This is a genomic window from Paraburkholderia phenoliruptrix (assembly GCF_019511605.1).
GTDB lineage: Bacteria > Pseudomonadota > Gammaproteobacteria > Burkholderiales > Burkholderiaceae > Paraburkholderia > Paraburkholderia phenoliruptrix_A.
In genome coordinates this window covers 61,132-82,195 of sequence record NZ_JAEUAV010000012.1, presented here as the reverse complement: position 1 = coordinate 82,195, position 21,064 = coordinate 61,132, and the positions used below count along the sequence as shown (strand labels likewise).

The following is a 21,064-nucleotide window of genomic DNA, read 5'->3' as shown; positions in this document are numbered from 1 at the left end:
AAGAGATCGAAATAGCTGAACAATCCGTTTGCTTTCGCTGCTTTACATTCTCATTTCATCGCGCACATGGCACCTCCGTTTGCTCAGAACATATGATTGACGCCCACACGCGCGACCGTCTGGCTGCCGCTCGAAGAAGGCTGATAGCCAAACTGCGCGGCACGTGCACCGTTTCCGCCGGCGCGCTGCAGCCCGACACCCGCGTAGACCTGCGTGCTCTTCGAGAGGTAATCGGTTAGAAACAGGTTGTACTGGTTGATCGTCAGGCCCTGAAAGAGCGAGTGATCCCACGAAAGGCCGAGCACGTAGAAACCCTTGCCGCCCAGATTGATATTCACGCCGGCCTGATAATTGTTGAGCGTCGCCGCGCCCTTGCTGTTCTCGAACTTCACGCCGGAATATGTGGCGTGCGGCGTGAAGTCTCCAATCTGAACGGAACCGCCCGCGGCGAGTGTGCTGTAGCGGTCCGCGTTGAACATGGTGCCCTGTCTGAGCGGCTGGCCGAGCAGCGAGCGCAAGCTGAAGGTGCCGAAAATGTCCGCCGTGCGATTGTGCGACATGGTGTACGCAATGCCGAACCGCACGGGCCCGCCCGCGTACTGCGCGCCCAGGCTGTACTGGCGGCCCGCGCTGAAATTGCCCGGCTGATTGCCGAACGAGTCCATCACGCCTGCCTGGATGCCGTGAAAGTTGGCCGTTTCGTACTTCACCGAGCTGTTCAGCGCGTGGTTGTTCGCGAGACCGTCGAGATTGCCTGGCGTGTAGAACGACGAGATGCCGGGAATCGAATTGTTCAGGCGGCCTATGTACTGGTAGACATAGTCGTTGATGTTGCCAAAGCTAAGCGAGCCCCAGCGGTCGTTTGCGAGCCCCACGTACGCCTCCCGGTTAAAGAAGCTAGTCGGATTGATCTGCGCGCCCGTGTTGGTGACGAAGCCCGATTCGAGTCGCGCGAACGCCGTGTTGCCGCCGCCCAGGTTCTCCTTGATCAACAGGCCCCAGCGATCGGGCTGACGCTTGCCCGACGACTCCTGGATCAGATGCTTGCCCTGGGTGTTCGAGACGAAGTCGACGCCCACGTCGATACTGCCATACAGCGTCACAGACGACTGCGCCACCGCCGGGCCAGCTAGGATCGCGGCGCAACCGCCGACGAGCAAACGAGTTTTCAACGCATGTCTCCAGTTTTTTTGTCGTTGGCCGGTCGCTCGCGGCGCCGGCTTCGTGCATCGCGCTGCCTGTGCGGCCCGTTCTTCGACGTTCCACGAGTGCGATGCCGACAGAGTTTAACCACTTCAATTCGCGCTTTGAATCGCGATTTTTTTATCAATCGATCGAACATTCCGAATACTGGATCAGGGTATTTACCCATTAATCGCAGAAATGCCGATAACTTATTCGAAAGCCGGAATTCGCGTGCTAACATCCGCCACGTCAAAATCCATTACGTTTAAACGGAGACCACGAATGCATTTCAGCGCAGTCCGGCCCCGGCGCATGATCGTGGGCATCAGCGGCGCTTCGGGCGTCGTTTATGGCGTTCGGCTGCTGCAGTTGCTCAGACAGCTCGACATCGAGTCGCATCTCGTGATGAGCCGCTCCGCGCAGGTTACGCTCGCGCACGAGTCGCAGCATAGCGTGGCCGAGGTGCGCGCGCTCGCCACCGTGAGTTACCCGAATACGGACATTGGCGCAGCCATTTCAAGCGGATCGTTCCCCGTAATGGGCATGATCGTCGCGCCCTGCTCCATTCGCACGCTCTCGGAAATCGCCACCGGCGTGACGGGCGGGCTGCTCTCGCGCGCGGCCGACGTCACGCTCAAGGAGCGCCGCCGTCTCGTGCTGATGGTGCGCGAAACGCCACTGCACCTGGGCCACCTGCGCAGCATGACGAGCGTGACAGAAGCCGGTGCGATCGTCTACCCGCCGGTGCCGGCGTTCTACGCGAACCCCGAATCGCTCGATGACATGGTCGATCACACGCTCGGGCGCGTGCTCGATCTGTTCGATATCGACTCTCCGGTGGTGCACCGCTGGGGCATGTAAGATTAATCCGCGTATTAATAAAATACCCTGATAAACCATTCGGATTCTTTTGCTTCTATAGAAACTGACGTTGCTTTAAAGTGGTTCCGTTCGACAGCAGAACCCTATTAAAAAGATTTATCGATCAATTGATAAATCTTCTCGATAAGAGAAACGTCATTACGAAAGAGGTCGAAAGATCGAATGAAAATCGTCATTGCAGGGGCCGGAATCGGCGGCCTGACGGCGGGCGCCGCGTTGCTCAGACAAGGCTTCGACGTCACCATTCTTGAACAGGCAAAAGCGCTCGGGGAGATCGGCGCCGGCGTGCAGTTGAGCCCGAACGCCACGCGCGTGCTGTACCGCATCGGCGTGGGCAAGCGCCTGGAAGGCCTTGCGTGCGAGCCGCCCGGCAAGCGCGTGCGACTCTGGAACAGCGGTCAAACGTGGCCGCTCTTCGATCTCGGCGCGGCATCGCGCGAAGTGTTCGGCTTTCCCTATCTGACCGTGCATCGTGCGGACCTTCACCAGGCGCTCGTCGACGCAGTGCGCGCCTTTCGCGCTGACGCGATCAGGCTCGATCACAAGGTCGAGTCGATCGTGCAGAAGGACGGCAAGGTCGAGGTGCAGACCACTTCCGGCGCGACCTTCGAAGCGGACCTGCTGATCGGCGCAGACGGCGTGCACTCGCGCGTGCGGCGTGCTCTGTTCGGCGCGGACGAGCCTGTTTATTCGGGCGTGATGGCCTGGCGCGGCGTGATCGACGCCAGCAGATTGCCCGAGCACATGCGTACCGCCTACGGCACCAACTGGGTCGGCCCCGGCGCGCACGTGATCCATTATCCGCTGCGCGGCCACCAGCTGATCAACTTCGTCGGTGCAGTAGAGCGCGACGGCTGGCAGGTCGAATCATGGTCCGAGCGCGGCACCATCGAAGAATGCCTCGCCGATTTCGAGGGCTGGCACGAAGACGTACGCACGATGATCTCCGCGATCGACGTGCCGTACAAATGGGCGCTCATGATCCGCGAGCCGATGGCGCGCTGGAGCTCGGGCAACGCCACGCTGCTCGGCGACGCTTGCCACCCCACGCTGCCGTTCCTCGCGCAAGGCGCAGGCATGGCGCTCGAAGACGGCTATCTGATCGCGCGCTGCCTTGCGCGTTACGAGAACGACATCCCGCGCGCCCTTGAACGTTACGAGGCGCTGCGACTCGAGCGCACCGCGCGCATCGTGCGCGGCTCGGCGGCCAATACCCAACGCTTTCACAATCCCGCGCTCGCGCACGCAGAAGGCGCAGCCGAATACGTCGATCGGGAGTGGAACGAAGAGCGCGTCAAAGAGCGCTACAACTGGCTGTTCGAATACGACGTCGACGCAGTCGAAATCTGAGCGCCAGCCCGATCCGCTCGCGCATCAAGGAGACACAGCATGTCCGAAACCCTGCCGCCGGTGCTCGGCCTGCACCACTTCGCGTGGCGCTGCCGCAATGCCGAAGAAACGCGCCATTTCTACGAAGACATTCTCGGTTTGCCGCTCGTCCATGTGATCCGCCTCGACCGCGTGCCGAGCACGGGCGAATATTGTCCGTACGTGCACCTGTTCTTCGAAATGGCCGACGGCTCCTACATTGCCTTTTTCGATCTCGGCGACGACACCGCCGCAGAGCCTTCGCCGAACACGCCGTCGTGGGTCAACCATATCGCGTTGCGCGTCGCCAGCGTGGACGCGCTGGAAACGATGAAACAGCGTCTGGTCGATCACGGCGTCGAAGTGCTTGGCGTCACCGATCATCATTTCGTGCGCTCCATCTACTTCTTCGACCCCAACGGCTTCCGCCTCGAATTGACCGTTCCGGTCGCGCCGGCACAAACGCTCGCCACGTACAGAAAAGAGGCGCGTGCGCTGCTCGACGCCTGGACCGAAACGCGCCGTCACGCGGGCAAGGAGACGCCCGTCGTATGAGCACGCTCAACCCTACTCACGACCCCGCGCGTCGCAGCTGGATCGAATCGGCGAACCAGCCGGATACGGACTTCCCGATCCAGAACCTGCCGTTTGGGGTGTTCGAGCGAGACGGCGTTGCGCGCGGCGCCGTCGCAATCGGCGAACACGCCGTCGATCTGCGCTTGCTGCACGAGAGCGGCCTGATCGCCGCTGGCAGCGATGCGGCGCTCGCCTGCGAAGCGGCTGCGGCAGGCACGCTCGAGCGGCTAATGGCGCTGCCGGCGCGCTATGCCAGCGCGCTGCGAGCCGCGCTGTCCGACCTGCTGAAAAGCGACGCGCCGCAACGCGCCCGCGTGCAGCAGATGGCCGAGGCGCTGCTGCCGCGCATCGACACGCTCGAGCTGCGCATGCCTTGCAATGTCGGCGACTACACCGACTTTCTGACCTCGCTTCATCACACCGAGCGCCACGGCCGCTACAAGGGCCTCGCCGATCCGCTGCCGCCGGCGTTCAAGTCGCTGCCGATCGCGTATCACGGCCGCGCGTCGTCGCTGTGTGTGAGCGGCGGCGAAGTGCGCCGCCCGCACGGCCAGTATCGCGACGCGGGCGGTCAGATCGTGTTCGGCCCCGCACCTGCGCTCGACTTCGAACTGGAACTCGCGGCGTGGATCGGCTTGGGCAATCGGCTCACGCAGCCTATCGCCGTGGACGACGCCCACGCGCACATCTTCGGTTACTCGCTGCTCAACGACTGGTCCGCAAAAAGCATTCAGTGGTTCGAGCAGGTGCTGGGACCGTTTCTCGGCAAGAGCTTTCATTCAAGCGTGTCGCCGTGGATAGTGACTGCCGAAGCGCTCGCGCCCTTCCGCAAGGCGCCGGTTGCGCGCGCCGCGGACGATCCACCGCTGATGCCGCATCTGCACGGCTTGCGCGATCAGCGCGAAGGCGGCCTGCATCTGGAGCTGTACGCGCATCTGTCGACTCAGGCACTGCGCGAGAGCGGCGCCGGCGCAGTACGCATCACGCACACGCATCTGGACAATCTGTACTGGACCTTCGCGCAGATGGTCGCGCATCACACGAGCAACGGCTGCAATCTGCGTACCGGCGATCTGCTCGGCAGCGGCACCATCTCCGGCGCAGACGATGCGGCGCGCGCGTGCATTACCGAGCTGACGAACGCCGGCCGCGATCCGCTTCGCCTGCCCAACGGTGAAACCCGCACGGCACTGGAAGACGGCGACGAGATCACGCTGAGCGCGCGTGCAACGAAAACGGGTGCGGTGCCGATCGGCTTTGGCGAATGTCGTGCGCGCATTGCCCCGGCGCTCGAGTTGGCGTTCGGGCCGCACGAAACGGAGGCGGCAGCATGACTCAGGCGCTCAACGGTTACGTGCAGGTCGGCGCAGGCCCGCGCAAGGTGCTCGCGATGAACGGCTGGTTCGGCAGCGCCGACGACTGGCACGCGCTCGTTCCCATGCTGGACACCGACAGCTTCACCTACGGGTTCTTCGACTATCGCGGCTACGGCCGCTCGCGAGAGCGCGACGGCGCGTTCACTTTCGAAGAAGCCGCTCACGACGTGCTCGCGCTTGCCGACTATCTCGGCTGGGAGCGCTTCAGCCTGATCGGTCATTCAATGGGCGGCGTGGCGATCCAGCGCGTGCTGCTCGCCGCGCCCGCACGCATCGAACGCATGGCCGGCGTATGCGCGGTGCCCGCGTGCGGCTCGCGGATGGACGACGCGCGGCTTGCCGGATTCCGCGCAGCCGTGGACGACGTCGAGCGGCGTGCCGCGATCATATCCTTCTCGACCGGCAATCGTCTCGTGCCTCGCTTCAGCGCGCATCTCGCGCGCGAGTCGCAAAGGCTCTCGCGTGCCGATGCTTTTGCAAGCTTCCTGCCGCAATGGGCCGCGAACGACTTTTCGGCGCAGGTCGAGGGCAACACGACGCCGGTCAGGCTTTTCGTCGGCGAGCACGATCCAACCATCACCGCGGAGTTGATGAAACGCACGTGGCTGGCGTGGTATCCGAATGCGACGCTCGAGACGCTCGCGAACGCGGGCCACTACCCGATGCACGAAACGCCGGCTGCGCTCGCGACGTCGCTGGAAAACTGGCTGAACGACGCCTGACTCACGAGACATCATGTACGAGACTCTCTACCTTCGGGCGTCCTCACTCGACGAGGCGCTCGCGTGGCTGCGCGAACACGCGGACGCGCGCCCGCTTTCCGGCGGCATGACGCTGATCCCCACGCTCAAGCAGCGGCTTGCCGCGCCATCGCACCTGATCGACCTCACGCGTATCGAGGCGATGCGCGGCATCAGCGTGCAAGGCGACCTGCTGCACGTGGGCGCGCTGACGAGACATGCGGAAGTGGCCGCGTCGCCGGTGGTCGAAGCGGCGATCCCGGCGCTCGCACGGCTTGCCAATGTGATCGCCGATCCACAGGTGCGCAACCGCGGCACGATGGGCGGCTCGGTCGCGAACAACGACCCCGCCGCCGATTACCCGAGCGCCGTGCTCGCGCTCGGCGCGCAGATCGTCACCTCGCAACGCCGCATTGCCGCCGACGACTATTTCGTCGATACCTTCCAGACCGCGCTCGAGCCGGACGAGCTCGTCATCGGCTTCGAGTATCCCATTCCGCTGCGCGCGGCGTACGCGAAGTTGCGCCAGCCGGCCTCGGGCTATGCGGTTGTCGGCGTGTTCGTCGCGCAATTCGCCGATTCGATTCGCGTGGCCGTGACCGGCGCGGGCGCCTCGGTGTTTCGCTGGTTCGACGCCGAAGCCGCACTGCACGCCAACCTCTCGGAGGCCGCGCTCGCCTGCCTGAAGATGGACAGCGGTTCGCTGCCCGACGACGACAACGGCTCGGCCGCCTATCGCGCGCATCTGATCGAAACCTACACACGCCGCGCCGTACAGGCGCTGCTCGGGCAGCCGCTGCGCCGGCCCGCTTAATCCGCTTCACGTTTTCAGGAGACACAAGAATGGAGTTCACCGGATCGCAGACCATCGCCGCCACGCGCGAACAGGTGTGGAAAGGCTTGAACGATGCCGCCGTGCTGCAGGCATGCGTGCCGGGTTGCGAAGAGTTCGTCGCGCAGAACGACGACGAGTACAAGGCCGTCGTGGTGGCCTCGGTCGGCCCCGTGAAGGCACGCTTCAGGGGCACGTTGCAGCTTTCCGAGCGCGACGGCCCCAACGGTTACCGAATCGTCGGCTCGGGCGAAGGCGGCGTCGCGGGCTTCGGCAAGATGGCTGCAACCGTCACGCTTGCCGACGCCGAAGAAGGCGGCACGCTCCTCACTTACGTCGCCGACGCGCAGGTGGGCGGCAAGCTCGCGCAGATCGGCTCGCGGCTCGTCACGTCGGTCGCCAACAAGCTCGCGGCGGAGTTCTTCAAGCGCTTCAACGCGACGATGAGCGCGCAGGCGAGCGCCGGCGTGGCCGACTGAGCGCGGCGAGGCGCTCGATCCAGCAGGTCCGGCAGGTCGGGCAATTCCAGCAACAACAGGGTGAATCATGGTTGAAGTTCAATTGCGGGTGAACGGCGCCGACGTGCGGCGCGAGGTTCCCGACCAGATGCTGCTCGTCGAATTTCTGCGCGAGACGCTGCGCCTCACGGGCACGCACGTCGGTTGCGATACGAGCCAGTGCGGCGCGTGCACCGTGCATCTCGACGGCGTTTCGGTGAAGTCGTGCACGGTGCTCGCCGCGCAGGCAAGCGGCGGCACGGTTACAACCATCGAAGGTCTGTGCGGCACACACAGCGAAGCTGCGGACGCACCACTGCATCCGGTGCAGAACGCGTTCGTGCAGTGCCACGGCTTGCAGTGCGGCTTCTGCACGCCGGGCATGATCATGTCGGTCGGCTTCTATCTGCGCGAAGCGCCGCGGCTCGACGAAGCGAGCATCTGCCACGCGCTCGAAGGCAACATCTGCCGTTGCACCGGCTATGTGAACATTATCGAGGCGGTGCGCCATGCGGCGCGCGAGATGTACCCGGCGCTGGCCGCGCCCGCTACGGAGGGTGTCAAGCCATGATCGGCCAACCACTTGCGCGCCTCGAAGACCGCCGCTTCGTCACCGGCAATGGCCGCTATACCGACGACTTCCGACTGGACGGCCAGGTGCACGCGGCCTTTCTGCGCTCGCCGCACGCCCACGCCGTGCTGCGCTCGGTAGACGTGAGCGCCGCGCGTGAGGCGCCCGGCGTGATCGCGGTGCTGGTCGGCCAGGACTATCTGGACGACGGCTATCAGGGCGTGGACCACGTGCCTAACCCGGTGGATGCCATCGACGCCACGAAGAAGGCATTTCTCACCTCGCTCACCGGCGAGATCTTCAACCAGTTGCACGTTCCGCTGCCGATTGATCGTGTGCGCTACGTGGGCGAGCCGGTCGCGATGGTGATCGCGGACACGCCGCTCGCCGCGCGCAACGCGAGCGAAATGATCGAGGTCGACTACGAGGTGCTCGACGCAGTCGTCAACGCCGCCGACGCCATGCAGGACAGCGCGCCTCAGTTGTGGGAAGGCGCGCCGCGCAATCTGTGCTTTCAGACGCAGTTGGGCGAGCGCGAGCAAGCGCGCCGCGTCATCGCAAATGCAGCGCTCGTGCTCACGCGCGAGTTTCATCACAGCCGCGTCGTCAATTGCCAGATGGAGCCGCGCAGTGCGATTGGCGTGTTCGACCACGAAAGCGGCCTGTACACGCTGATTTCCGGCAGTCAGGGCGCGGTGCGGCAAAAGCTTTGCCTCGCAGCAGCGCTCAAGGTGCCGCCGGGCCAGGTGCGCGTGGTGTGCCCCGATACGGGCGGCGGCTTCGGCCCGCGCTCGTTCATCTACGTCGAGCAGTTGGCCGTGGTGTGGGCCGCGCGCCGCATCGGCCGGCCCGTCAAGTGGACGAGCGATCGCAGCGAGGCGTTTCTCTCCGACTATCAGGGCCGCGACCAGATCGTGCGTGCGACCTTCGGCTTCGCGCCCGACGGCCGCATTCTCGCGATCGACAACGAATGGATCGGCAATATCGGCGCGCATACGGTTTCGTATGTGCCCATGTCGAACGGCACGCGCATCATGACGACCGTCTACGACGTGCCGGTGGCCGCCGTGCATATCAGCGCGGTCCTGACCAACACCGTGCCGACCGCGCCCTACCGCGGCGCGGGCCGCCCGGAGGCAACGCACGTGATCGAGCGCATGCTCGACCTCGCCGCCGCGCAATTGAAGCTGGACCGCGCCGAGATCCGCCGCCGCAATCTGATCGCGCATGACAGGCTGCCTTATCGCAGCCCGATGGGTCTCACCTACGACAGCGGCGAATTCGCGCGCAACATGGCGCGAGCGCTGGAGCTCGCGCAATGGGACAGCTTTGAAGCGCGCCGCGCGGCCTCGCTCGAAAAAGGCCTGCTGCGCGGCATCGGCGTAGCGAACTATATCGAGTCGCCGGTGGGCGCGCCGCGCGAGCGCATCGAATTGACGGTGCTGCCCGAAGGCCGCATCGACATCGTGGCGGGCACGCAATCCACCGGCCAGGGTCACGAGACCACCTTCGCGCAAGTGATCGCGCAACACCTGGGCGTGCCGATCCGTTCCGTCACGCTTCGCACCGGCGACACGGCATTTGTGAGCGTGGGCGGCGGCAGTCATTCGGACCGCTCGATGCGTCTGGGCGGGATGTTGCTGGTCGACGCGTCCGCTCAGATCGTAGCGCTTGGCAAACGCGTGGCCGCCGCACAGTTCGGTGTCTCGCCCGAACAGGTGACGTTTGAAAACGGCCTGTTCCGCGATACCGCTGCGTCGCGCGAGCTGGGCCTTTTCGAAGTGGCGGCGCAGGTCGCGCGCGACGGCCTGCCGGGCGAACCCGCCACGCGCAAGCTCTACGCCGAAGCGGAGGTGAACGCGCGGGTGCCCGCGCATCCCACGGGCGCAGCGGTTTGCGAGCTCGAGGTCGACCCCGACACCGGCGTGGTGACGCTCGTGAACTACACCTCCGTGGACGACGTGGGCCAGCCCATCAATCCGCTGATCGTGGAAGGCCAGGTGCACGGCGGTCTTGCGCAGGGCATCGGCCAGGCGCTCTCGGAGACCTGTTACGTGGACCGCGAGACCGGTCAGGTACTGACCGGTTCGTACATGGACTACGGCATGCCGCGCGCGGGCGTGATTCCCACGCTGAACCTCGAACTCACCGAGGACCCGACCAAGGGCAATCCGCTGCGCGTGAAAGGCGGCGGCGAAAGCGGCATTACGCCGGCCACGGCGACCATTTTCAACGCGCTTGCCGACGCACTCAAGGTGTTCGGCACCGACGAACTTGCGATGCCGGCCACGCCGAAAGTGGTGTGGGAATACATTCACCGCGACATGGCGTAAGCGGTTGCACGAACACATCACAATGAACCAGGAGATCCGCATGTCCAGCCCCTATGTTGCGATAGAGCGCAACGGCCCGCTCGTGGACGTCGTGCTCGACCGTGCCGGAAACGGCAACCTGATCGACGCGGGCATGAGCGAAGCCATTATCGACACTGTCACGACACTCGATGACGACGTGAAGCTCGTGCGCATCCGTTCGCGACTCGCGGACTTTTGCAAAGGCCGCCAGTCGCCGATGCCGCCGAAGGACGCGAAGCCCTCAGCCGAAACCTTGCGCCGCGTGGTCGCGGCGCCGCCGCTCGCGCTCTACGACGCGCTCAAGGCCGTGCGCGTGCCGCTCGTTTCTGTCGTGCGCGGCGAGGCGCTCGGCGTAGGCTGCGCGCTCGCCGCTGTATGCGACATCGCACTGGCCGCCGACGACGCCGTGTTCCAGATTCCCGAGATGGAGCGCGACATTCCGCCGACGCTCGTCATGTCCGCGCTGATCGGACGCGTGCCGCTGAAAACCGTCGCGCACATGGTGCTGAGCCGCGTCAGGCTGTCCGCCGGCGAAGCATTGCACGCGGGGCTCGTGAGCCGCGTGGTGGCCGCTGCCGAGCTGGACGCCGAAGCCGATGCGCTTGCCGACACGCTGCTCGGCTGCAGTGCGGGGACGCTGCGCGCGGTCAAGCAGTTCCTGCATCTCGCCCCTGAAATGCCGGCGAGCGGCGCGAGCGGTTTCGCCGCGCATCTTGCAGCCACTGCCCTGTCCGCACGGTTCTGACAAAGGCGCGAGGCGTGCCCATCCGAACTTGAAGAACATTGCGCACTAGATGCGCGAGGAACCCAATTGAGACCGAAGACTGCTATTCCCCGCACCGCCGACGGCAGCGCCATGCCCGACCTTGAACGCTTTCGCCTGCGCCGCTTCCTCGAATCGCTCGACGAAACGGAACTGGAACGCCATGAAGAGAGCGTCGATCTCGCCGACATCGCCGCGATCATGGAAGGCAATCCGCGCGCGGTGTGGTTCGCGCGTCCTTCCGGCGGCGCAATCCCGCTCGCGGGCAGCGTGACGGCGAGCCGCACGCGCCTTGCGCGTGCGTTCGACACCACCCCGCTGCGCCTGCTCGAAACTGTGCGCGAACGCCTGCGCGTGAAAGGCCAGCTGGTGGAAGTGAGCCGCGCAGAAGCGCCGGTGCAGCAGGTGGTGCTGACCGGCGACGAGTGCGATTTCACCGCGCTGCCCGTTCATTTGCAGCACGACCAGGACGGCGCACCGTACATTTCCGCGTCGATCGACTTTGCGGTCGACCCGGATACGGGCTGGACCAATGTCGGCATCCGCCGGCTGATGCTGCGCGGCCGGCGCACCGCCGGGGTCGACCTCGTCGCGCCTTCGGACTTGCGCGCGATTGCAATCGGTCACGCCAAACGCGGCGAGCGCACGCCGATAGCGTTCGCGGTGGGCACGCATCCGGTCGATCATGTCGGCGCGACCATGCGCATTCCTGCCGACGAGCTCGAACTGGTGGCCGCGCTGCGCGGGCAGACAATGGGCGTGGTCAAGTGCGTGACAAACGACCTGCTCGTGCCCGCCGACGCCGAGTTCATTCTGGAAGGCTATCTCGACGAGCGCGGCCACGCCGAGCCGGAAGGCCCGTACGGAGAATTTCTCGGCTACTACGGCGGCGTCAAGACCAACCCCGTGTTTCACCTCAGCGCGATCACGCACCGGCACGACGCCGTCTTTCAGACCTGCACGATCGGCGGCAGCTCGATGGCGCGCACCGATACCGCGCAACTCGCTGCGCTGCGCACCGAGGTCACGGTATGGCGCGCGCTCGAGACCGCCGTGCGCGATGTCAAAGCCGTCTACGCGAATCCCGCCACGGGCGGCATGTTCAACGTGCGCATCGCGATGCAGCAACGCGTGCCGGGCGAAGCGCGCAACGCAATTGCGGCCGTGTTCGCGTCGCTCGCAAACGTCAAGCATGTGTTCGTAGTGGACCCGGACATCGACGTGTTCTCTGACGAGCAGATGGACTGGGCGCTCGCCACGCGCTTCCAGGCCGACCGCGATCTGTTGTGCGTGGACGGTCTGCGCGCCATGCCGCTCGATCCATCGCTTCTTGGCACGCGAACCACCGCGAAAGCCGGCTTCGACCTCACGCTGCCGCTCCTCGCGCCTGGCGCCGAACGTGACCTCGAACACCGGGTGCCGACGCCGCCCGCCTATCGCGGTGCGCGTTTCGACTCGCTCGAAGCGGCGCTCGAACACGGACCGAAGCGCTTCTCCGAGCTAATGGCTGCAACCGGCACTCGCGACGGCCGCGAGGTGGTGCGCTGGCTCGAAGACGTGCAACAGCGCCGCAGAATTGCGCGCGACGCCGAAGGCCGCTACGTGTTCGCGTGACGCTGCATGCCGGATAAGCTGAAGCACAGGCGGCTGCCGCGCGTGCAAACAGCGGCGCAGCCGCCGCCGCGGCAGACGGGATAGAATCGGGCTTGCCTCAAGCCCGATCCACGAAGAGCTGTCGTCGATGAACCTGTCCCTCAAACAACTCAAAGTCTTTCTCGGCGTCGCGAACGCATCGAGCTTCACGAAGACGGCGCAGAGCATGCATCTGAGCCAGGCGGCGCTGTCGGCGATCATCCGCGAACTCGAAACGCAACTGAATTGCCGGTTGCTCGAACGCACCACGCGCACGGTGTCGCTTACCGATGCCGGGCGCGTGTTTTATCCCACGGCTATGGCGATCGTCGAGACGCTCGAAAAGTCGGTGATCGAACTCAACGAACTGGGCCGGCAGAAGCAGTCGTCGCTGCTGCTCGGCTGCACGCCGATGATCGCGGCGAGCCTCATGCCACCCGTACTCGCGCGTTTCGCGCAGGTCTATCCGGCCTCGCATATCGAACTCGTCGACCGCAATCCGACCGAGCTCCTGCAGATGGTCGAGGAAGGTCATCTCGATGCGGCCTTCGGCGTGTTCTTCTCGCAGCTTTCCGGCATCGACCGTGTGCCGCTCTTTCCGACGCGCCTCGTTGCCGTGTCCAGTACGGACGAAGGCTCGCCGCGGCGCGGCTCGGGCATCCGCTGGACTGCGCTCGAAGATCAGCCGCTCATCACGCTGCCGAAGGACAATCCGCTGCAACGCCTGATCGAAGCGACGCTTTCAAAAGAAGAAGTGACGGTGAGCCGGCGCATTGTGGTCGGGCATTTACAGACGGCCATTGCAATGGCGCAGGAAGGACTCGGCACCGCGGTCATGCCGCAATTCTGCGAGCACATCTGCTACCGGTATCGCGTGCGCATCGACGCGATTCGCCCGGAAGTGCCGCTCTCGTTTTACCGCATCACGCGCACGGGGCGCGACACGATGAATACGCTTGACCAGTTCACCGCGCTGTTTACCGAAGCGGCAACGGGAAATCCCGCCGGGATCATCGATATAGACGAAGACAATCGCATGCGCTCATGAGAAAACCGCAAAACATGGGCCGGCAGCAATCCTGTCATACATCGTGGGCGGCATCATAGTCACGCTGGTCATGTTCATGCTCGGCGAGTTGGCGTCCCGCAATACCGACAGCGACTCGTTTTCCACGTATGCCAGCGCCTATCTCGGCGAGTGGGCAGGCCATGCGGTGGGCTGACTGTACTGGTTCAAGTCCATGATGACGATTACGCTCGAAGCGATTCTGTGCGGCGCTATCCTGCACGATTTCCTGCCCTGGCTGCCGAGCTGGGGCGGCGCGCCCTTCATGCTGATGACGCTGGTCGCAAGCAACGTCTTGTCCCACTCTTGCCTCACGTTAGCGGATGCAAGCGATTGCCGCGGTGGACTGGCCGCTTGATTCAGGTCAACGCCCTTCTGCCCGCCCGGCGTCATTCTGGCACTGGAACGTCACTGGAACGTAATAGAAACCCTCAACATCCCGTGCCCTCACGCAGCACGCCGAATTGCGGTCTGAATAGAACAAGGCCGGGATAGCCCCTTTGCACCTGCCGGTGCGGGTAGCGCCCTCCCGTCATCAGCCGCCCGGCGCGGCGCAGAACGCGCCATAGCAAGCGACCCCAGCATGGAAACCGATCACCTGGACCCGCACACGAACTCTCGGCGCAGTGACCCGCAAGCAGAATCGTCGGTTATGCAGGGCTGGCGCGCGGGCGGGCTCACGAGCGCGGAGGTGGATGCTCAGCGAGCCCGCTTCGGCCGCAACGTCGTTGACTCGGCGCAACGGCCCGGCTGGTGGCGCACGGTCGCCGAGGTGCTGCGCGAACCCATGTTTCTGCTGCTGCTTGCAGCAGCCTCTATTTACCTGCTGGTAGGAGACGCTTCTGAAGCACTGATGCTGCTCGCGTTCGTGATGGCGGTCGTCTTCCTCACTGTTTTCCAGAGTCATCGAACCGGGCGCGTGCTCGACTCTCTTCGTGAGCTTTCGGCCCCTGCGGCTCAGGTGCTGCGGGACGGGCAGCGGCAACAGGTCGGTGCGGCCGAACTCGTTCCAGGCGACGTGGTTTTCGTGGACGAAGGCGCACGTGTGCCGGCCGACGGTATCTTGACAGAGGCTCATGAACTGAGCGTCGACGAGTCGCTGCTGAGCGGCGAGTCCGTCGCGGTGGCCAAGGCTGCGGCGCCGCCAGGCACGCGGCCTGACCTCGCGGACGGTGCCAACCCCGACACCATGCTGTTTTTCGGCTCGATGGTAGTCCAAGGTCAGGGGCGCATGGTGGTGACGGCCACGGCGCACAATACGACGCTCGGGCGCATTGGCAAGTCGCTTACCGGCATCGCCGAAGCGCCGTCGCCGTTGCAGGTGGAAACGGGAGCATTCGTCCGCCGTTTCGCGCTGATTGCGATCGCGCTCTGTCTGCTGCTGATCGTGGCTTACCGTTGGCGATACGGTGAATGGATCTCCGGTGTACTCGGGGCAATCACGCTCGCAATGGGCATTCTTCCCGAAGAGATCCCGGTGATCCTCACCGTGTTCATGGCACTGGGCGCGCGCCGCATTGCGAACGAAGGCGTGCTGACCCGGCGGATGAACGCCATCGAGACGCTCGGCCAGACCTCGGTGCTCTGTGTCGATAAGACCGGCACGCTGACGCAGAACCGGATGTCGGTGCGAGTGCTTTTCGCGCAAGGAAAACGGCAATCCGTCGACGAATCGACGCAAAGAATCGACGAGGCGTATCACGAACTCATCGAGTATCTGGTGCTCGCGAGCGAGATCGAGCCGGTCGATCCAATGGAACTCGCGTTTCACCAGACGGGGCGCGCGGAACTGGCCGGCACCGGACGCATCCACGAAGACTGGTCGCTGGTTCATGAATACGCGTTGACGCCTGAACTGCCTGCGATGTCGCACGCGTGGCATACGCCTCTACTCGACCATCATCCGGTCGCGTGCAAAGGCGCGCCCGAAGCGGTCTGCCAGTTGTGCCGCCTCGGCGAGGGACAGACCCACAGCATTCTCCAGGAGGCCGCGCAGATGGCGTCGGCAGGCTTGCGCGTGCTTGGCGTCGCGAAAGCGCGCCACTCGCACGCTGTCTGGCCGGACAATCAGCACGACTTCGAGTTTTCGTTCGTGGGACTCGTAGGTCTGCTGGACCCGGTCCGCCCCGAAGTCGCAGGCGCTATCGCACAGTGCCAGGCAGCAGGCATCCGCGTAGTGATGATCACCGGCGATTATCCCTCGACGGCGCAGGCCATAGCGGCCGAAGTGGGAATCCGCAGCGGGCGTGTGGTGACCGGCAACGAAATCGCCGAGCTGGACGACACGCAACTCGGCGAAATCACGAGGACTGTCGACACGTTTGCCCGCGTCAAGCCGGAGCAGAAGTTACGGCTTGTCAATGCGTTTCGCGAAAGCGGCCATGTCGTCGCGATGACCGGCGACGGCGTGAACGACGCGCCGGCGCTGAAGGCCGCACACATCGGCATTGCAATGGGCTTGCGCGGCGCCGAAGTGGCGCGCGAAGTGGCTTCTCTGGTACTGCTTCGCGAAGACTTCACGCCGATCGTGTCGGCTATTCGCCTCGGCAGACACATCTATGCCAATCTCGTGCAGGCAATCAGCTACACCGTTGCCGTGCATGTCCCAATGATTGCGGCAAGCCTGATTCCCGTTCTGGCAGGTTGGCCGCCGCTGCTCGCGCCCGCCCACGTCGTGTTTCTTGAGCTGATCATCAATCCGGTCTGCTCGGTGGTGTTCGAGAACGAACCGGAGCGCGAGGATCTGATGCATCGGCCGCCGCGCCGCACCGGCACGCGGCTTCTATCGACTCAGGCTCTCGCTCGCAATGCCGCCGTAGGCGCTCTCGTTGCCGCGCTGGTCATCGGCATCTATATGGTTTTGCTAAGCCATGCTTATCAAGCTTCAGTGGCCAGGACACTTGCATTTGTGTCGCTCGTCGTGGGCAACGTTGCGCTGATCTTTGCGATTCGGGCCTTGACGTTGTCCGATAGCCGCGCGCTCTTCCGCATGCGCAACCGCTACCTGTGGATCGTGTTGACCTTGACGGGCATAGCCCTGCTGCTTCTGTTGACGATTCCCGCCCTCGCCCGGCTTTTTGGCCAGGTCGCCTTGCTCGATTTCCGATCAGGCCTTTAGCCGTGAAGTCAGACCATGGTCGCCGCCGTACAGGCGTTGTGGTGGGTCGCGGCGCTCGGCCTCGGCCGCGCCGGCGCGCACCTTTCTCTTTCATACCGCCGTGTTCACGACGCCGCCCCTATAAACGGCCGGAAATCCGTTTCGACCGCGCGAATCTGTTCAGCACAGCTGTCGTACAGCAAACCCGGCGTGCCGTTCGCCCGATACATCCCGCGGCACATGCCCTTGATCTGAATGGTCGAAATGCCGTTGGCGTCGGTCGTTCGCGTCGCCCATACATAAAGGGCGCCGAATGTGTGCGGCTCCGCTGTTTCGATCGCCCTGTCATCCGACCGACGGATCGGCGTTGCCGAGCGTTGTGCCACATACAACCCCGTGCGGCGCCATAAACGATCGCAATCGGCTGCGGTCGAACAAGCCACGCGCGCCAGGTCACGCGCGTTGGCAAGCGCGATTTCGGTGTCGCGGCATGCCGCTATGCGCCCTTGCGTACTGCATGCGGCCAGCAAGGCCATCAGCAGACCAGGAACTATCATCCGCACGTTTTTCATATCCACTCCGCCCATCGTCGGTGTGCGGTCGGTGCACCGCACAAACCACTCCCTCAAAAGGTATGAGGAGGACGGCACTATGCATTTGACCTGGATCATCGACTGTCTTAAGAGCGATCCGCGCGAACCCAGAACTTTCCCTGACATCCCTTGCGCGCAAACGTGTAGGGAAGCGCTGACACCCGCGCAGAAATGCTGACTCCAGTCTCAGCGGGACCTGATTTTTTCGGGCAGGTCAATGGCCTTTACTGAACTTACCGGAAACGGAAATAGCAAGGCTCATCAGGAGACCATCATGTCGAACGCCGCGTTCCATGCCGCCCAAACCCCGGCCGACAGCCCTCTGCCGCTTGCCGCCGATACCTGCGACGACTTCAGCCGCATTCTCACTCTCGCCCGTGACGCCGGCATGCTCGTCACGCTCGACGGCCAGATTGGCCGCGAAAAGTACCAGAGCATTGCGGGCTCGCTGCAGGCGTTTCGACGCTTCGCGCAAGCACTGTGCGATACCGCCGCGCGCTGAAACCACCCGTCGCAATGCGATGCACTCGCCTGATCGGGAGATATGACAAATGAAACTGACGTTTCTCGGTGCGGCCGAAACCGTAACCGGTTCCAGATATCTGCTCGAAGGCGCTGGCCTGCGGATTCTCATCGACTGCGGTCTGTTCCAGGGCACGAAGAATCTGCGCCTGCGCAACTGGAATCCGTTTCCAGTCGATATCGGCACGCTGGACGCCGTGATACTCACCCACGCGCATCTTGATCACAGCGGCTATCTGCCGGTGCTCGCGCGCATGGGCTACCGTGGACCGGTGTACTGCACGCGCGGCACTCGCGATCTGTGCGAGATCATGTTGCGCGACAGCGCGCGGCTGCAGGAAGAAGAGGCGGCGTACGCGAACCGGCACGGTCTGTCGAAGCATCATCCCGCCCTGCCGCTTTACACGATTGAAGACGCCGAGCAAGCGCTCGAACGACTCGTTGCACTCGACTTCGACGTGCCGAAACAACTGAACGAGCATGCATGCTTCCGGCTGCTTCCCGCCGGACACATCCTCGGCGCAGCGAGCGTCGTGCTGTGCGTGGAAGGCAAGGTGATTGCTTTTTCGGGCGACATCGGCCGGCCCGACGATCCCATCATGCGCCCGCCGATGCCGCTTGCGCACGCAGACTACCTGGTCGTCGAATCGACCTACGGCGACCGGCTTCACACGAAAACCGATCCGGCCACCGAACTCGCGGAAATCTTCGCGGCGACGTTCCGGCGTGGCGGCGTCGTGGTCATTCCATGCTTTGCGGTGGGACGGGCGCAGACCATTCTGCACTACATCGCGCAACTGAAAGCGACTGGCCGCATGGCGAATGTCCCCGTGTTTCTCGACAGTCCGATGGCAACCAGCGTCACGCAGCTTTACCGGCACCATGTAGGCGAACATCGCGTGAGTTCCACCGAGGCCAACGCGATCAGCCACGCCGCGCAAATGGTGCGCACCGTCGACGAATCGAAGGCTATTCTCGGACGGCGTGGCCCAATGGTCATCATTGCCGGTAGCGGCATGGCGACAGGCGGGCGGGTCCTGCATCATCTGAAAGCGTTTGCTCCGGATCACCGCAACACGATTGCACTGGTCGGCTTTCAGGCTGCGGGCACGCGCGGCGCTGCCCTTGCTTCAGGTGCGCCTGACATCAGGATTCATGGCGAGGATGTGCGAGTGCGGGCGTCGGTGGTGTGTCTCTCGTCGCTCTCAGCCCACGCCGACTATGGCGAGCTGCTCTCGTGGCTCAGTTCGATAGCCGAGCCACCGCAACGCACTTTTGTCACGCACGGCGAGCCGGCTGCCGCCGACGCAATGCGACGTCACATCGAACAAACATATCACTGGCCGTGTGAGGTGCCGATCTATCAGCAAACCGTCGTTTTGCCGACAGCCGCGGACGAGCGTGCCGCGAACACCAGGGTTGGCGTCGCCGGCTGCGCACCGGCAGCCGGCTGGGCACCGGCTGCGCCTTCTCGACCCGCACCAGGCTCAAGCTCCGCCTGACGCCGCCACGCCCCGCGACGGCGTGGGCCGGAGAACGCGTCAATGAGAATGACGGTGGTGAATGTCCGGAAAATGTGCGTGCGTATGAGTAATCGGCATATGAACATGCGGATGGGTATGCGGCTCGGTTCCGTCCCACTCGAAATCGTGCTCGTGCTGATGGTGCTCGTCGTGACGATGCCGGTGCGTGTGCGCCAACCGTTCATGCGTGTGACGGTGTTCGTGGCGTTCGCGCAAATGCAGCCAGACGCCAATGCCCATGAGTAAAGCGGCGCACCAGAACAGCACGGTGGGCATTTGCGGCCACAAGGCTAGCGACAGCGCAACCCCAAAAAGCGGCGCGACAGAAAAATACGCGCCGGTTCTGGCGGTGCCCAGATTGCGCAGCGCGATCACGAAGAGCACGAGGCTAACGCCATACCCGGCGAATCCCGTGACCATTGCGGACACCGTGCGCAACGCGTCCGGAAAGCGGTCGCCCATCAGGTAAGCGATAACCAGATTGACAACGCCTGCTACCAGCCCCTTCAAACATGCAATGACGGTCGCATCGTTGGCCGAGACCTTGCGCGTGAGGTTGTTGTCGATTGCCCAGCACAGGCAGGCGCCGGCAACCAGCATGGCGCCGGCGGGAATACCGCTCGCGCCCGGTTGCCAGGAAAGCAGCACCGCACCTGCCACGATAGCGACCATGCCGAGGAACACCTGGTAGTCGACGTTTTCGCGGAAAACCACCCACGCAATCACGGCGGTAAACACGCCCTCCAGGTTCAGCAGCAGCGAACTCGTTGCCGCAGGCGTACTTGCCAGACCCAACATGAGCAAAGCCGGGCCCGCCACGCCACCCGCGACAATCGCGCCGGCCAGCCACGGCACTTCGGCCATCTGAATGCGGCCCTGGTCTTTGCGCGCCTGTGCGCTGCGGCGAACACGCTGCACCAGCAGCGTCAGCGCAAGCCCGATCCCACTGCCGAGGTAGAACAGCCCCGCCACGGTAAAGGGAGACAGCGTTCCCAACAGAATCTTGGCAAGCGGCGTAGTGGCGCCGAACAGCGCGGCGGCAGCGAGCGCGGTCAAAGCTGCATTCAAACGAGCGGTCATGAGAAATTCCGGCAAGAAACGGCTCAACTTCAACAATAGGCGACACCTGGGAAAACGGGTGCACTTTCATGTTAGCATACCCCCCTACCCTATATTGCCGGAGACATGCGTGAGTCATACCATCCGCGAGAAGCAGAAGCTGCTCAATCGTGTGCGGCGCATCAAAGGCCAGGTGGAAGCGATCGAGCGCGCGCTCGAAGGGGAAAACGGCTGCAACGACGTGTTGCAATTGATCACGAGCTGCCGCGGAGCGATGAACGGTCTGCTGGCCGTGGTACTGGAAGATCACATCCGCACCCATCTCGTCGACGCCGGCAACGTGAGTTCCCATGACGAAGCAAGCGCAACGGAGCAGCTCATTCAGGTCGTGCACAGCTACTTCAAGTGACAACCCACCGCCATTAACG

19 protein-coding genes and 1 pseudogene are annotated in these 21,064 nt (G+C 64.0%); 17 read left to right on the top strand and 3 right to left on the bottom strand.

Going from position 1 to position 21,064, the window contains the following annotated elements; translation table 11 throughout:
* Window positions 1-83: 83 nt before the first annotated feature.
* Window positions 84-1,172 carry a porin gene (locus JNB89_RS16900; protein ID WP_013343348.1) on the bottom strand — a complete coding sequence of 363 codons (1,089 nt, stop codon included), beginning with the start codon at window positions 1,170-1,172 and terminating at the stop codon, window positions 84-86.
* Window positions 1,173-1,467: 295 nt separating this feature from the next.
* Between JNB89_RS16900 and JNB89_RS16895 the strand changes: the two genes are divergently transcribed.
* The 14 genes and pseudogenes from JNB89_RS16895 to JNB89_RS16830 all read left to right on the top strand — a co-directional run bounded on the left by JNB89_RS16895 (window position 1,468) and on the right by JNB89_RS16830 (window position 16,960).
* Window positions 1,468-2,046 (top strand): UbiX family flavin prenyltransferase, encoded by a 579-nt coding sequence (locus JNB89_RS16895; protein WP_013343347.1) that lies wholly within the window; start codon window positions 1,468-1,470, stop codon window positions 2,044-2,046.
* Between the two features lie 183 nt (window positions 2,047-2,229).
* Window positions 2,230-3,417, top strand: coding sequence for an FAD-dependent monooxygenase (locus JNB89_RS16890; RefSeq protein WP_220363017.1), 1,188 nt, complete (start codon window positions 2,230-2,232; stop codon window positions 3,415-3,417).
* Between the two features lie 39 nt (window positions 3,418-3,456).
* Window positions 3,457-3,990, top strand: coding sequence for a VOC family protein (locus JNB89_RS16885; RefSeq protein ID WP_013343345.1), 534 nt, complete (start codon window positions 3,457-3,459; stop codon window positions 3,988-3,990).
* Complete coding sequence (gene fahA, locus JNB89_RS16880; RefSeq protein WP_220363016.1) at window positions 3,987-5,345, top strand: fumarylacetoacetase; 1,359 nt, start codon at window positions 3,987-3,989, stop codon at window positions 5,343-5,345. The genes JNB89_RS16885 and fahA overlap by 4 nt, the downstream gene beginning before the upstream one ends.
* The gene (locus JNB89_RS16875) at window positions 5,342-6,109 is read left to right on the top strand and encodes an alpha/beta fold hydrolase (RefSeq protein WP_220363015.1); all 768 of its coding nucleotides are present in this window, start codon (window positions 5,342-5,344) and stop codon (window positions 6,107-6,109) included. Before fahA ends, JNB89_RS16875 begins: the two co-directional genes overlap by 4 nt.
* Window positions 6,110-6,122: 13 nt before the next feature.
* Complete coding sequence (locus tag JNB89_RS16870) at window positions 6,123-6,941, top strand: FAD binding domain-containing protein (protein ID WP_220363014.1); 819 nt, start codon at window positions 6,123-6,125, stop codon at window positions 6,939-6,941.
* A 29-nt stretch (window positions 6,942-6,970) separates the two neighbouring features.
* Window positions 6,971-7,438, top strand: coding sequence for an SRPBCC family protein (locus JNB89_RS16865; RefSeq protein WP_220363013.1), 468 nt, complete (start codon window positions 6,971-6,973; stop codon window positions 7,436-7,438).
* Between the two features lie 67 nt (window positions 7,439-7,505).
* Window positions 7,506-8,027: a (2Fe-2S)-binding protein gene (locus tag JNB89_RS16860; RefSeq protein WP_013343340.1), complete on the top strand. Its 522-nt coding sequence runs from the start codon at window positions 7,506-7,508 to the stop codon at window positions 8,025-8,027.
* Complete coding sequence (locus JNB89_RS16855) at window positions 8,024-10,360, top strand: xanthine dehydrogenase family protein molybdopterin-binding subunit (protein WP_220363012.1); 2,337 nt, start codon at window positions 8,024-8,026, stop codon at window positions 10,358-10,360. The genes JNB89_RS16860 and JNB89_RS16855 overlap by 4 nt, the downstream gene beginning before the upstream one ends.
* Window positions 10,361-10,400: 40 nt before the next feature.
* Window positions 10,401-11,126, top strand: coding sequence for an enoyl-CoA hydratase/isomerase family protein (locus tag JNB89_RS16850; RefSeq protein WP_220363011.1), 726 nt, complete (start codon window positions 10,401-10,403; stop codon window positions 11,124-11,126).
* A 111-nt stretch (window positions 11,127-11,237) separates the two neighbouring features.
* On the top strand, window positions 11,238-12,758 hold the full coding sequence (locus JNB89_RS16845; RefSeq protein WP_223216789.1) for a UbiD family decarboxylase: 1,521 nt from the start codon (window positions 11,238-11,240) through the stop codon (window positions 12,756-12,758).
* A gap of 127 nt (window positions 12,759-12,885) precedes the next feature.
* Window positions 12,886-13,824 carry a LysR family transcriptional regulator gene (locus JNB89_RS16840; protein ID WP_135894578.1) on the top strand — a complete coding sequence of 313 codons (939 nt, stop codon included), beginning with the start codon at window positions 12,886-12,888 and terminating at the stop codon, window positions 13,822-13,824.
* Window positions 13,808-14,143, top strand: a pseudogene (locus JNB89_RS31375) (amino acid permease); the annotation flags it as partial. The gene JNB89_RS16840 and the pseudogene JNB89_RS31375, both read left to right, overlap by 17 nt.
* A 351-nt stretch (window positions 14,144-14,494) precedes the next feature.
* On the top strand, window positions 14,495-16,960 hold the full coding sequence (locus JNB89_RS16830) for a cation-translocating P-type ATPase (protein ID WP_220363085.1): 2,466 nt from the start codon (window positions 14,495-14,497) through the stop codon (window positions 16,958-16,960).
* Window positions 16,961-17,064: 104 nt separating this feature from the next.
* On the opposite strand, the gene JNB89_RS16825 is transcribed toward JNB89_RS16830, so the two are convergent.
* Complete coding sequence (locus tag JNB89_RS16825) at window positions 17,065-17,610, bottom strand: hypothetical protein (RefSeq protein ID WP_223216787.1); 546 nt, start codon at window positions 17,608-17,610, stop codon at window positions 17,065-17,067.
* A 196-nt stretch (window positions 17,611-17,806) separates the two neighbouring features.
* Here JNB89_RS16825 and JNB89_RS16820 point away from each other — a divergent pair, with 196 nt between their 5' ends.
* Window positions 17,807-18,034 (top strand): hypothetical protein, encoded by a 228-nt coding sequence (locus tag JNB89_RS16820; RefSeq protein WP_220363009.1) that lies wholly within the window; start codon window positions 17,807-17,809, stop codon window positions 18,032-18,034.
* Window positions 18,035-18,083: 49 nt separating this feature from the next.
* Entirely contained in the window at window positions 18,084-19,556 is a 1,473-nt protein-coding gene (locus tag JNB89_RS16815) for an MBL fold metallo-hydrolase RNA specificity domain-containing protein (protein WP_220363008.1), read from the top strand.
* Between the two features lie 39 nt (window positions 19,557-19,595).
* On the opposite strand, the gene JNB89_RS16810 is transcribed toward JNB89_RS16815, so the two are convergent.
* Window positions 19,596-20,657, bottom strand: a complete 1,062-nt coding sequence (locus JNB89_RS16810; protein WP_135894575.1) for a DMT family transporter — start codon at window positions 20,655-20,657, stop codon at window positions 19,596-19,598.
* A gap of 109 nt (window positions 20,658-20,766) precedes the next feature.
* Between JNB89_RS16810 and JNB89_RS31070 the strand changes: the two genes are divergently transcribed.
* Window positions 20,767-21,045, top strand: a complete 279-nt coding sequence (locus JNB89_RS31070; RefSeq protein WP_013343329.1) for a metal/formaldehyde-sensitive transcriptional repressor — start codon at window positions 20,767-20,769, stop codon at window positions 21,043-21,045.
* Window positions 21,046-21,064: the final 19 nt, after the last annotated feature.